Origin of the sequence: Pseudoalteromonas sp. NC201 (genome assembly GCF_002850255.1) — a bacterium.
Classification (GTDB): Bacteria; Pseudomonadota; Gammaproteobacteria; order Enterobacterales; family Alteromonadaceae; genus Pseudoalteromonas.
Window position 1 is genome coordinate 1 of record NZ_CP022522.1, and the last position, 13629, is coordinate 13629.

The 13629-nt window shown below is 44.2% G+C and carries 10 protein-coding genes; 7 read left to right on the forward strand and 3 right to left on the reverse strand.

The features are described from left to right. The 7 genes from dnaA to PNC201_RS00035 all read left to right on the forward strand — a co-directional run bounded on the left by dnaA (nucleotide 1) and on the right by PNC201_RS00035 (nucleotide 9704). On the forward strand, nucleotides 1-1401 hold the full coding sequence (gene dnaA, locus PNC201_RS00005; protein WP_095730129.1) for a chromosomal replication initiator protein DnaA: 1401 nt from the start codon (nucleotides 1-3) through the stop codon (nucleotides 1399-1401). 10 nt (nucleotides 1402-1411) lie between these two features. Next, complete coding sequence (gene dnaN / locus PNC201_RS00010; RefSeq protein ID WP_017218529.1) at nucleotides 1412-2515, forward strand: DNA polymerase III subunit beta; 1104 nt, start codon at nucleotides 1412-1414, stop codon at nucleotides 2513-2515. Nucleotides 2516-2519: 4 nt separating this feature from the next. After that, nucleotides 2520-3608, forward strand: coding sequence for a DNA replication/repair protein RecF (recF, locus tag PNC201_RS00015; RefSeq protein ID WP_010604162.1), 1089 nt, complete (start codon nucleotides 2520-2522; stop codon nucleotides 3606-3608). A 12-nt stretch (nucleotides 3609-3620) separates the two neighbouring features. Beyond that, on the forward strand, nucleotides 3621-6038 hold the full coding sequence (gyrB, locus tag PNC201_RS00020) for a DNA topoisomerase (ATP-hydrolyzing) subunit B (RefSeq protein WP_102055794.1): 2418 nt from the start codon (nucleotides 3621-3623) through the stop codon (nucleotides 6036-6038). A gap of 176 nt (nucleotides 6039-6214) precedes the next feature. Beyond that, nucleotides 6215-7117, forward strand: a complete 903-nt coding sequence (gene glyQ / locus PNC201_RS00025) for a glycine--tRNA ligase subunit alpha (protein WP_010376835.1) — start codon at nucleotides 6215-6217, stop codon at nucleotides 7115-7117. Next, the gene (gene glyS, locus PNC201_RS00030; RefSeq protein WP_099030051.1) at nucleotides 7117-9186 is read left to right on the forward strand and encodes a glycine--tRNA ligase subunit beta; all 2070 of its coding nucleotides are present in this window, start codon (nucleotides 7117-7119) and stop codon (nucleotides 9184-9186) included. The genes glyQ and glyS overlap by 1 nt, the downstream gene beginning before the upstream one ends. Nucleotides 9187-9257: 71 nt before the next feature. Further along, nucleotides 9258-9704, forward strand: a complete 447-nt coding sequence (locus PNC201_RS00035; RefSeq protein ID WP_010604165.1) for a hypothetical protein — start codon at nucleotides 9258-9260, stop codon at nucleotides 9702-9704. A 68-nt stretch (nucleotides 9705-9772) separates the two neighbouring features. On the opposite strand, the gene tusA is transcribed toward PNC201_RS00035, so the two are convergent. From tusA to fadB, 3 genes are all read right to left on the reverse strand, one after another. Then, entirely contained in the window at nucleotides 9773-10012 is a 240-nt protein-coding gene (gene tusA / locus PNC201_RS00040) for a sulfurtransferase TusA (RefSeq protein WP_010376829.1), read from the reverse strand. A 222-nt stretch (nucleotides 10013-10234) separates the two neighbouring features. After that, a complete protein-coding gene (gene fadA, locus PNC201_RS00045) occupies nucleotides 10235-11404 on the reverse strand; it encodes an acetyl-CoA C-acyltransferase FadA (protein ID WP_010604167.1) in 1170 nt (389 codons plus the stop codon). 1 nt (nucleotide 11405) lies between these two features. Further along, entirely contained in the window at nucleotides 11406-13568 is a 2163-nt protein-coding gene (fadB, locus tag PNC201_RS00050; RefSeq protein ID WP_102055795.1) for a fatty acid oxidation complex subunit alpha FadB, read from the reverse strand. Between the last annotated feature and the right edge of the window lie 61 nt (nucleotides 13569-13629).

The following is a 13629-nucleotide window of genomic DNA, read 5'->3' on the forward strand; positions in this document are numbered from 1 at the left end:
GTGTATCTGTCGGTTTGGCAAAGTTGTTTATATGTTTTGCAAGATGAATTGCCATCTCAGCAATTTAGCATGTGGGTAAGACCACTACAGGCAGAAAGTACTGATGATACGCTAACTATCTATGCGCCAAATCGTTTTGTATTGGATTGGGTACGAGAAAAGTATCTCCACCGCATCAATGAACTGCTGATTGAGATCTGTGGTGATGAAGCACCAGAGTTGCACTTTGATGTAGGCAGCAAACCTGTGTTAGCTGCACAACCAAGTGTGTCTAACGAAAAAGCCACAAGTGTAGGTCATGCAACCGATAATACGTCGATGCTGCAAGGCACTCAGCCAAAGATGGCAGAAAAAGTTGAGCCTGCACCTAAATCTTCGCACAAGGCTAATATTAAAGAGAATTACACTTTTGATAACTTTGTAGAAGGTAAATCTAACCAGCTGGCAAAAGCCGCTGCAACACAAGTTGCTGATAATCCAGGTTCTGCATTCAATCCCGTATTTATCTATGGTGGAACTGGTTTAGGTAAGACACACTTATTACATGCCGTGGGCAATGGTATTCTTGAACAAAAACCGGATGCAAAAATTGTTTATATGCATTCAGAGCGGTTTGTTCAGGACATGGTTAAAGCACTACAAAATAATGCCATTGAAGAATTCAAGCGTTACTACCGTAGCGTTGATGCATTGATGATTGATGATATCCAATTCTTTGCAAACAAAGAGCGTTCGCAAGAAGAATTCTTCCATACTTTTAATGCGCTGCTTGAAGGCAACCAACAAATTATTCTAACTTCTGACCGTTACCCTAAAGAAATAGAAGGGGTTGAGGACCGACTGAAGTCGCGTTTTGGTTGGGGGTTAACTATTGCTATTGAGCCACCAGAATTAGAGACTCGCGTTGCTATCCTAATGAAGAAAGCGCAGCAAAGTAATATTAACTTGCCACACGAAGTTGCCTTTTTTATTGCGAAGAAATTACGCTCTAATGTGCGAGAGTTAGAAGGTGCGTTAAACCGCGTGATAGCTAATGCCAACTTCACTGGTCGCCCAATTTCTATCGATTTTGTTAAAGAAGCGCTACGCGACTTATTAGCGCTACAAGACAAACTCGTTACCATCGATAATATCCAGCGCACCGTGGCGGAATATTATCGAATACGTGTTTCTGACTTATTGTCAAAACGTCGTAGCCGTTCAGTTGCAAGACCAAGACAAGTTGCCATGGCATTGTCTAAAGAACTGACAAACCACAGCTTACCAGAAATAGGTGATGCATTTGGTGGCCGCGACCATACCACCGTGTTACACGCGTGTAGAAAAGTAAAAGCACTTCGTGATGAAAGTCATGAGGTAAAAGAAGATTATCAAAACTTAATTAGAACGCTGTCTTCTTAAGGGTTAAATGATGCAAATAACGATTCCAAGAGAACTATTTTTAAAGCCACTGGTACAGGTGTCGGGTGCCATTGAGCGCAAACATACACTGCCTATTTTGTCTAATGTATTGCTAGAAGTGAAAAATGGCGCGTTACATATGACAGGTACAGATTTAGAGATAGAGCTTGTTGCATCTGTTGCCCTTGAAACCAATGTGCCAGACGCCAAGATCACTTTGCCTGCAAAAAAACTCCTAGATATTTGTAAGAGCTTGCCTGATAACTCTGATTTAGTGCTAAGTAGCCAAGAGCATCAACTGCTACTGACTAGCGGTCAAAGTCGCTTTTCTTTGACAACCTTAGCTGCTGAAGATTTCCCTAATCTTGAAGAGTGGGATGGTGAGGTTGAGTTTGCCATAACGCGTTTAGAGCTTAGAAAATTGCTAGAAGCAACGCATTTCTCAATGGCTAACCAAGACGTACGTTACTATTTAAATGGTATGTCGTTTGAAGTAGATAATAATGAAATTAAAACGGTAGCCACTGATGGTCACCGTTTGGCAATTGCGCAGCAAAAATTACCAGAGTCATTGCAAACGCAACGTCAATTGATCATTCCTCGTAAGGGCGTGCAAGAGATCATGCGCTTACTGCCTGCGGATGATGAAACTATCACCATTCAATTTGGCGCTAATCATGTGCGTATCATCGACAGCGAATTTACTTTTACGAGTAAGCTGGTGGATGGGCGATTCCCTGATTATCGTCGCGTATTACCTCGTGGCGGGGACAAGTTGGTTACCGCAAATCGCGATTGGCTACGTAGTGCATTTCAGCGCGTATCTATTCTTTCTAACGAGAAGTTTCGTGGCGTGCGATTGAATCTGAGTAATGGGCAATTAAAAATTAGTGCCAATAACCCAGAGCAGGAGCAAGCTGAAGAAATTGTTGAGGTAGGTTACCAAGGCGATGATCTTGAAGTTGGTTTTAACGTTTCTTACTTATTAGACGTGTTAAATACAATAAAGTCAGAAGATGTACAATTTACGCTTTCTGATGCGAACAGCAGTGCGCTTATTGAAGCCGCTGGTGACGAACATGCAATGTATGTAGTTATGCCGATGCGTTTATAGAGTTATGAGTTTAACTCACCTTAGCCTCAATGCGTTTCGAAACATTGAGGCGATGGCGCTTTCACCTAGCAATGCCGTTAATGTCATTCTGGGTGAAAATGGTAGCGGTAAAACCAGTCTGCTCGAAGCCATTTACTTTCTCTCCAGTGGTAAATCTTTCCGTACCAATCTGCAAAAATTAATGATCAAGCATGAGGCTTCTCATTGCGTTGTTCATGCTAAAAAACAACTACATAACTTGTCTATACCGCTTGGTATTAGTAAATATACCAGTGGTGAAACTAAGCTTCGAATTCAGGGGCAGGCAAGCCGGAAAGTGGCAGAATTAGCACAGGTTTTACCTGTTCAAGTTATTACACCAGAAAGCTATGAGCTGTTTTTTGGTGGTCCAAAAGAGCGTCGTAAGTTTCTTGATTTAGGTGTGTTCCACGTGGAACATCAGTTCTATTCCACATGGAAAATGTTTAATCAGGTGCTCAAGCAACGTAACGCTTTATTGAAATCTAAACCGAGAGATCTCCAATCCCAGCTAAGTTATTGGGATAAGGAGTTTGTACGCCTTGCTGAGCAAATAAATATGTTTAGAGAGGCTTATATAGGTAGGTTTCAGACGCATTTTTTTGATAAGATAGGGGATATAAGCCCTATATTTAAAGGCCTTGAAATTCGCTTTCAAGCGGGCTGGAAGGGGGAACTAGCTGAGGTATTAACAAATCAGTTAGAGCGAGATGTAAAACTTGGCTATACAAGTAAGGGGCCGCATAAGGCTGACTTTAACTTTTATACTCAAGGAAACAGCGTAGAACATATTTTTTCTCGTGGCCAACTCAAGCTCTTACTGTATGCACTTAAAGTAATGCAAAACAGTTTGATTGACCAAGAGAGTAATAAGCAGTCAATTTTGCTTATTGATGATTTACCTTCGGAGCTTAGTGAAGATACTAAGGTGGCGGTATCGCGTCTGTTGGCGCAATGTCAGTCACAGCTGTTTATCACTGCTATTACTCCAGAAAGTATTGCCGCCGTTATTGAACCAATGGAACGTGAAATTAAAATGTTCCACGTGGAACATGGCAGCTTAATAACAAAATAATTGGAAGAAACCATGTCGGAAAATTACGATTCGTCGAGTATTAAAGTACTTAAAGGATTGGATGCTGTTAGAAAGCGTCCGGGAATGTATATCGGTGACACAGACGATGGTACTGGTTTACATCACATGGTGTTTGAGGTCGTTGATAACTCAATCGACGAAGCACTAGCAGGATATTGTGACGATATTTTCGTAACAATTCATACCGATGGCTCTGTATCTGTTCGAGATAATGGTCGTGGTATCCCAACTTCAATTCACGAAGAAGAAGGGGTTTCTGCGGCAGAAGTTATCATGACTGTACTACATGCCGGTGGTAAATTTGATGATAACTCATATAAAGTATCTGGCGGTTTGCACGGTGTAGGTGTTTCTGTTGTAAATGCACTTTCTGAAAAACTACAATTAACAATCCGCCGTGATGGCAAAGTGCATCAGCAAAAATACACAATGGGTGTTCCAGATGCGCCGCTAGGTATTATCGGTGAAGCGGAATCTACTGGTACAGAATTGAGATTCTGGCCAAGTGCTGAAACTTTCTCAGATACAAATTTCCACTACGATATTCTAGCCAAGCGCCTACGTGAACTATCTTTCCTTAACTCTGGTGTAAGCATCATTTTGAGTGATGAGCGCGAAGAGAATAAACAAGATCACTTCAAATACGAAGGCGGTATTCAAGCATTCGTTGCATATCTAAATCGTAAGAAGACGCCAGTTCATCAAAGCGTTTTCCACTTTTCGACTGAGCGTGATGATGGCATTAGCGTAGAAGTCTCTATGCAATGGAATGATGGTTTCCAAGAAAACATCTACTGTTTTACCAATAACATTCCTCAACGCGATGGTGGTACTCACTTAGCGGGTTTCCGTGCAGCACTTACGCGTACGCTTAACACCTACATGGAAAAAGAAGGCTTTAATAAAAAGTATAAAACCAGTGCTACGGGTGACGATGCCCGTGAAGGTTTGACCGCTGTTGTTAGTGTTAAAGTTCCTGATCCTAAATTCTCTTCACAGACAAAAGATAAGCTCGTTTCTAGTGAAGTGAAAGGGGCTGTTGAGCAAATGATGGCTGAAAAGCTAACGGAATTCTTGCTAGAAAACCCAGGCGATGCAAAAACCGTTGTAAACAAAATCGTTGATGCTGCGCGCGCACGTGAAGCTGCACGTAAGGCCCGTGAAATGACTCGTCGTAAGGGCGTTATGGATTTAGCTGGTCTACCGGGTAAACTCGCTGATTGCCAAGAACGAGATCCAGCACTTTCTGAACTATATATAGTGGAGGGTGACTCGGCGGGTGGTTCTGCTAAGCAAGGTCGTAACCGTAAGAACCAAGCAATTCTGCCGCTCAAAGGTAAAATCTTGAACGTAGAAAAAGCACGCTTTGATAAGATGCTTTCTTCTCAGGAAGTGGCAACACTAATTACTGCATTAGGTTGCGGTATTGGCCGTGATGAATATAACCCTGAAAAGCTAAGATATCACCGCATCATCATCATGACCGATGCGGACGTGGATGGTTCACACATCCGTACGCTGCTACTGACTTTCTTCTACCGTCAAATGCCAGAGATCATCGAGCGCGGTTATGTCTATATTGCTCAACCACCACTATATAAAGTGAAGAAAGGTAAGCAAGAGCGCTATATTAAAGATGATAATGCACTAACTTCATACCTAACGACATTAGCACTTAACGATGCTGCATTATACCCAGCAGAAGGTGCTGAGCCAATTTCTGGTAACAAGTTAGAAAACTTAGTGCATGATTATCAAAATACGATAGATATTATTGAACGTTTAAAGCGTAAGTACCCGTCTTCAATCATGAACCGCTTGCTTTATCATCCAGAGCTCACCGAGTCAGACTTATCTGATGAAGCAAAGGTAACGGCGTGGACTGAAAACTTGGTTGCTGACCTTGTGAAGAAAGACGAAGACGCCACTATCTTCAACGCAGAAGTTGCATTTGATGAAGAGCGCCATATGTATTATCCGGTGATCAATATTCGTCAGCACGGTGTTGATAAAGCGCATACTTTGAGCTTCGATTTTATTACATCTAAAGATTATGTTCGCATTGCGAACACGGGTCGTCAGATTGGTAGTTTGATCAGCGAAGGCGGTTATGTACAGCGTGGTGAGAAGACACAAGCAATCGAATATTTTGAGGCTGGTCTTGAATGGCTTATCTCAGAGTCTAAGCGTGGCTTGTATACACAACGCTATAAAGGATTGGGTGAGATGAACCCTGACCAACTTTGGGAAACAACGATGGATCCAGATGCTCGCCGTATGCTACGTGTGACTATTGAAGATGCCATTGCTGCAGACCAATTGTTTGCAACCTTGATGGGTGACCAAGTTGAACCTCGTCGAGAGTTTATCGAAACAAATGCACTGAGAGTTGTTAACTTAGACGTGTAAACTCAAACATCTAGTAAAAAGGAGGGATTTTCCCTCCTTTTTTTATGCTTTAAAGCTTAAAACCCTCCTGCGCTCGCGGTATACTGAGCATAATTTTCAATCATTGAATCGAGCGTAAGCGCCAAATTACTGCAGGCGTTTACATACGATAAGTACCAGATAAAAATAAGCCAACTATGCAAAAATACGATATCAAAACCTTCCAAGGTTTGATCCTGGCTTTACAGGATTACTGGGCGCAGCAAGGCTGTGTTGTAGCTCAACCTTTAGATATGGAAGTTGGTGCGGGTACATTCCACCCGATGACCTTCCTTAAGTCCATTGGTCCTGAGCCAATGTCGAGCGCATACGTACAACCTTGTCGCCGCCCGACGGATGGTCGCTATGGTGAAAACCCTAACCGTCTTCAGCATTACTACCAATTCCAAGTTGTTTTGAAGCCATCGCCTGAGAATATTCAGGAGCTCTACCTAGGCTCTCTAGAAGCGTTGGGCATTGATACATTAACGCACGAAGTACGTTTTGTTGAAGACAACTGGGAGTCACCAACGCTAGGTGCTTGGGGATTAGGTTGGGAAGTATGGTTGAATGGCATGGAAGTGACTCAGTTTACTTACTTCCAGCAAGTTGGCGGTATTGAATGCTCACCGGTAACGGGTGAAATTACGTATGGTTTAGAGCGCCTTGCAATGTATATACAAGGTGTAGATAGCATTTATGATCTCGTTTGGACAGATGGTCCAATGGGACGCGTAACTTATGGTGACGTGTTCATGCAAAACGAGATAGAACAGTCGACATATAACTTTGAATATGCGGATGTAGAGGCATTATTCAAGCAGTTTGACCAGTGTGAAAAAGAAAGCGAAAAGCTAATCGAAGCAGGGCTTCCTCTACCAGCTTATGAGCAGGTAATGAAGGCATCTCATGCATTTAACCTGTTAGACGCACGTCATGCTATCTCAGTAACTGAGCGTCAGCGCTATATATTAAGAGTTCGTGCTTTATCAAAAGCCTGTGCACAGGCTTACTATGACGCACGTGAAGCACTTGGCTTCCCGCTTTGTAAGGATAAATAATGTCGACTGAAAACTTACTCGTAGAAATTGGTACCGAAGAGCTACCACCAAAGGCGTTACGCAACCTTGCTGAGTCATTCGCAGAAAATACTAGGCAAGAGCTAGAAGCATTAGAGCTTAGCCATGAAGGCGTGAGCTGGTATGCATCACCTCGTCGCTTAGGCATTCAAGTTAAAGCATTACAAACGCAACAAGCCGACAAAGTGGTTGAAAAGCGTGGTCCAGCTATTCAGGCGGCATTTGACGCCGATGGTAACGCGACTAAAGCGGCGCTAGGTTGGGCTCGTGGTTGTGGTATTGATATTAATGATGCTGAGCGTTTAGAAACTGATAAAGGCACTTGGCTGCTACACAAGGCGAAAGTAGAGGGGCAACAGACCTTAGCGTTACTAAGCGATGTGATCAACAAAGCATTGGCTAAGTTACCTATTCCAAAGCCGATGCGCTGGGGTGCGAACAAGACGCAATTTATCCGTCCTGTGCATACTGTGGCTGCACTACTTGGTAGTCAACAAGTTGAAGGTGAAGTGCTAGGTAAAGCCATCAGCAATGAGTTGCAAGGACATCGCTTCCATCACCCTGAGCGTGTTCGTGTTGAACATGCTGATGATAGCCATGCAGTGCTAAAAGGCGCATACGTTATTGCGGATTATGAAGCACGTAAAGCGTTAATTCGAGGCCAAATTGAAGCTGAAGCTGAAAAGCTCGGCGCGCAAGTAGCGATGGATGAAGATCTTCTTGAAGAAGTTACATCACTAGTCGAGTGGCCAGTAACTTTAGTTGCATCTTTTGAAGAAGCCTTCTTGCAAGTGCCTGATGAAGCACTTATCTACACCATGAAAGACGACCAAAAATACTTTCCACTGTTAGATAAGCAAGGCAACTTGATCAACAAGTTCTTGTTTGTTTCTAATATTGAAAGTAAAGATCCGAGCGTAGTGATCTCGGGTAACGAGAAAGTGGTTCGTCCACGTCTGGCAGATGCTCAGTTCTTCTTTGAAACGGATAAGAAGAAAACGCTGGAAAGTCGTCTTGAGTCACTTGATTCAGTGTTATTTCAGAAGCAGCTTGGCACACTAAAAGACAAGTCAGAGCGTATCTCGGCACTCGCTGGTTTTATTGCGGAGCAGCTTGGTGCTGATAAGGCATTAGCAGAGCGTGCCGGTTTACTAAGTAAAACGGATTTAATGACTGAAATGGTCATGGAATTTACTGACGTTCAGGGCGTGATGGGTATGCATTACGCGCGCATTGATGGCGAAGCGGAAGAAGTCGCACTAGCACAAAATGAGCAATATATGCCGCGTTTTGCTGGTGATAATCTACCGTCTAACCCAATCAGTTTTGCTGTGGCGCTTGCGGATAAGTTTGATACTCTGGTTGGCATTTTTGGTATCGGCCAGACACCAAAAGGCGATAAAGACCCGTTTGCACTTCGTCGTGCTGCCATCGGCGCATTGCGTATCATGGTAGAAAAAGAACTACCATTAGACATTCAGGATATCGTTGCCAAAGCAATGACGTTATTCGGTGATAAGCTAAGCAATGCAAATGTTGCCGATGAAGTGGTTGAGTTTATGTTAGGTCGTTTCCGTGCCTGGTACCAAGATGAAGGTATCAGCGTGGATGTGATCCAAGCAGTACTTGCAAGACGTCCAACGAGCCCAGTTGATTTTGATCGCCGAGTAAAAGCGGTTAGTCACTTTAGAACGTTGGCGGAAGCTGAAGCGTTAGCTGCTGCCAATAAGCGTGTAAACAACATTCTAGCGAAGAATAACGTCGCGTCAGAAGCTGCGGTGGAGAGTTCACTCCTGCAAGAAGAAGCTGAGCAAACATTGGCTGCACAAGTTGCTGCGTTAACTGCTGAGCTTGCACCTGTTTACGCTGAAGGTGATTATCAAACTGCACTGACGCGTTTAGCAAGTTTACGTGAAGCAGTAGATAACTTCTTTGATAATGTTATGGTAATGGCGGACGATGAAGCGGTTAAAGCCAATCGTTTAGCGCTACTTGGTCAGTTAAGTAAGTTATTCCTTAATACTGCAGATATTTCAGTGTTACAAAACTAATTGCTGATACAAAAGCCAGCAATTGCTGGCTTTTTGCTGATTGGTAAAAGCAAGTAAAAGGCAGTCTAGCTATGATTAAAAAACAAGGGGCAATGGCGATTGCGCTATTAGCACTTACCGCTTGTAGTAGTAACTTTCAATTGCCAACAACGTCAACTTCACCGGTAGTTGCTGGAGAGTTGGATAAGACAATGTATTTACGCGGTGACTTCACTCTGTGGGATGCCGAACCTCAGTATCGCTTTGAAGAAACACAACCGGGGATCTACGCAACAAAAGCAAGATTCATGAGCCCAGGTAAAGTGTATGAATTTAAAATTGCTGATGAGCAGTGGAGTGAAGGCTACAACTGTGGCTATAAGAGTGAAGGGCAGTTAACGCTAGGACAACCGCTGGTCGCGGATTGTAACACGGTGTATAACTACTTTAGCTTTAAGCCAAGTAAAAAAGGTTGGTACGAAATCCGCTTAGATTATCGTAATCCTCGCTCACCAAAGGTGGTGATTGTAAAATCTTAAAAAAGCGGCATCAGCCGCTTTTTTATTGTCTATGACTCATGAGTTCAAACAGTGTGTTAAAGAGGAGATCACTGACCTTTCTTAATCACATATTTGTAAGGAGATTCGGCCACTGCTTTGGCAACCAAAGTGTGATCCATAAATTCACAGAAGCTCGGAATGTCCCTTGTCGTTGATGGATCATCTGCGATAACTAACAACGTCTCACCTAAGTTCATCCGTCTCACCATGCCTCTAATCATCATTACCGGCTCCGGACAACGTAAGCCTACTGCATCTAAGGTGTGGTCGGTATTATCAAAACTCATTGTGGGTGGCCTTGTTAGTTACGTTGTTAGTGACGAAAACTGCTATTTTAACCGCATGTTGTAAGTAAGCTCAAGTTTGGATAACTCAAGTCTTAGCCAACCGAGGTGAGGTAAATGCGGGTAATAAAAAAGGCAAAACAGCTGTGCCGTTTTGCCTTGGTCACCAAGTTGAAGTTGTGTGCTGGTATTGTCTTATAAAAGCCCAGTACCAGCTGGTTGGAATTAGTTATCTACGCGCTCGAATACGGTAGCGATACCTTGGCCTAAACCAATACACATAGTTGCAAGACCATACTTCGCGTCTTTCTCTTCCATTAGATTGATAAGCGTTGTGCTAATACGTGAGCCTGAGCAACCAAGTGGGTGACCGAGTGCAATTGCACCACCGTTGAGGTTCACTTTCTCATCTACTTTGTCTAGTAGACCTAGATCTTTTAGCACTGGTAGTGATTGTGCTGCAAAGGCTTCGTTTAGTTCAGCAACATCAATATCATCGATAGTAATGCCCGCCTGCTTCAAGGCTTTTTGTGATGCTGGAACTGGACCATAACCCATGATGGAAGGATCGCAACCTGCGACTGCCATTGACTTAACACGAGCACGAATTGGAAGACCGAGTTCTCTTGCTTTAGACTCGCTCATGACCAACATAGCTGAAGCACCGTCAGAAAGCGCTGAAGAGGTACCTGCAGTTACCGTACCCGATGCTGGGTTAAATACAGGACGTAGCTGTCCTAGACCTTCTAGGCTTGTCTCAGGGCGGATAACTTCGTCATGCTCGACAAGTACAGGTGTACCATCGGCATCATGACCTTCCATTGGCAGGATTTCTTTTGCAAAACGCCCTTCAAGGGTTGCGGCATGTGCGCGCTGGTGTGAACGTACGGCAAATTCATCTTGCTGCTCACGACTGATACCATGCATTAGCGCTAAGTACTCAGCTGTTAACCCCATCACGCCAGCAGCTTGCGCAACTGATGTCGCAAGGCCTGGGTGAAAGTCATTACCATGTGTCATTGGTACGTGACCCATGTGCTCAACACCACCGATAAGGTAAGTGTCACCAGCACCTGTCATGATAGCGCGAGCTGCGTCATGCAATGCCTGCATTGACGAACCGCATAGGCGGTTCACGGTTACCGCCGGTACGGTGTGAGGAATGCCAGCTAAGAGTGCAGCATTACGACCAACGTTAAAGCCTTGCTCTAAAGTTTGCTGTACACAGCCCCAGTAAATATCATCAATTGAGTCTGGTGCTACTTGAGGGTTACGCTCAAGTAGGCCTTTCATCAAGTGTGCGCTGAGGTCTTCGGCACGTTTATGCTTAAATACACCGCCTTTTGAACGGCCCATTGGGGTACGAATACAATCTACGATTACCGCGTTTTCCATGTTACTGGCCCTCCACTTGATAGAACACTTTACCTTCATCTGCCCACTGTCTAGTTTGCTCAGAAACTCGATAAATTTCACCAAGATGAGCGTACTTATCAGCCATAGCTACAAAGTTTGCGAGGCCGATTTGGTCTAGATAGCGGAATGCACCACCTCTGAATGGAGGGAAGCCGATACCGTAGATCAGTGCCATGTCTGCTTCTTGCGGTGAAGCAACAATGTTTTCTTGCAGACACAGTAACACTTCATTGATCATTGGCACCATACAACGCTCAATAATCGTTTGTTTATCAAATTCAGTTGGTGCGTCACAAATACCGCTCAGCAGCTCAAGCGCGCTGTCGTCTTTACTCTTCTTCAAACGACCTTTGCGATCTGGTGCGTATTGGTAGAAGCCTTTTTGGTTCTTCTGACCAAAGCGCTCAGCCCCCGCAAGTACTGCGACAGGGTCTTTGTCTTTACGTGCCATGCGAGTAGGGAAGCCATCAGCCATTACACCAGTACAATGGTTTGCCGTATCGATACCCACTACGTCTAGTAGGTACGCTGGACCCATTGGCCAGCCGAAGACATTTTCCATAACCTTATCTACTTTTGCGAAGTCAGCACCTTCTACAACAAGTTGGCTGAAGCCTGCAAAGTAAGGGAATAGAACACGGTTCACGAAGAAACCTGGGCAATCGTTAACAACGATAGGAGACTTGCCAAGCTTTAAGGCATAATCTACCACTGCAGCAACGGTTTCATCCGATGTTTGCTCGCCACGAATGATTTCTACCAATGGCATTTTTGGCACTGGGTTAAAGAAGTGCATACCACAGAAGTTTTCTGGCTTCTCAAGTGCCGTGGCTAACTCATCAATACGAATAGTTGATGTGTTTGAAGTCAGGATCGTACCTTCTGGTAATTGCGACTCTAAACTCGCCAATACCGTTTTCTTGACTTTAGGGTTTTCAACAACGGCTTCTACGATGATGTCTGAGCCTTGTAGATCGTGATCGTTGAGCGTTGCTTTGATTTTACCTAAAGTGGCAACCATCTTGTCCATTGACATGTGGCCGCGCTGTACTTTTTTACCAAGTAGTTTTGCAGCCTCACCCATACCAAGGTCTAGGGCACCTTGCTGGATGTCTTTCATGACAATTGGCGTACCTTTGTAGGCCGATTGGTAAGCGATACCGCCACCCATAATACCAGCACCAAGTACCGCTGCTTGTTTGATCTCTGTTTTACTTTGTTTTGCTTGTTTCTTGGCAACCGTTTTGATGTATTGATCCGCTAAGAAAATACCGGTTTGCGCTGCGGCTTCTGCCGTTTTGGCAAGCTTAGCAAAGTTTTGGTTTTCGAGTGCCATCGCTTCTCTGCGACTAAGGTTTGCTGCCGCTTTAAGCGTTTGTACCGCCATCATTGGTGCTGGGTAATGACCTTTGGTTTTTGCCATGACTAAGCCTTCGGCCATACCAAAGCTCATACCTTGCTCAACACGATTCATCTTCAATGGGTCAAGCTTGATTTGGCGTTTCGCGCGCCAATCTAATTTACCTGCAATGGCTTGCTCCAAGGTACGAATAGCGGCAGCCATGAGTTTGTCAGTAGGTACTACACCGTCAACCGCACCCACTTTTAGTGCGTCATTCGCTCGGTTTTCTTGACCTGTGGTTATCCACGTCATTGCGTTGTCAGCGCCGATTAAGCGAGGAAGTCTTACGGTACCACCAAAGCCCGGCATAATGCCAAGCTTAACTTCTGGTAGGCCAATTTTTGCGTTGTCAGTTGCAATACGGTAATCCGTGGCGAGCAACCACTCGCAACCACCGCCAAGCGCAAGGCCATTTACTGCCGATAGTGTAGGGAAAGGTAAATCTTCTATTGCGTCGAAGACATCGGTTGCGGTTTTAATCCAACCAACAAGTTCTTCTTCTGGGCGTTGGAAAGTCGGAAGGAATTCAAAAATATCAGCGCCAACAATAAAGTGGTCTTTATCGCTGGTAAAAATTAAGCCGTCGATGTCGTCGCGCTGGCTCAATTCGATAAGTGCTTCGTGGCTTTCCTTTAGTACTTGCTGAGATAGTTTGTTTACTGAGCCTGGTAGGCAAAACTTAAACTCAGCGATATTGCCTTTGCAAAAATCAACTACAAAGGACTCGCGTTTGATTAACATACATGTTCTCCCGTGCTTTACACTGGTACGATGAGTTGTAATTTCAATCAGTGTGGATCCT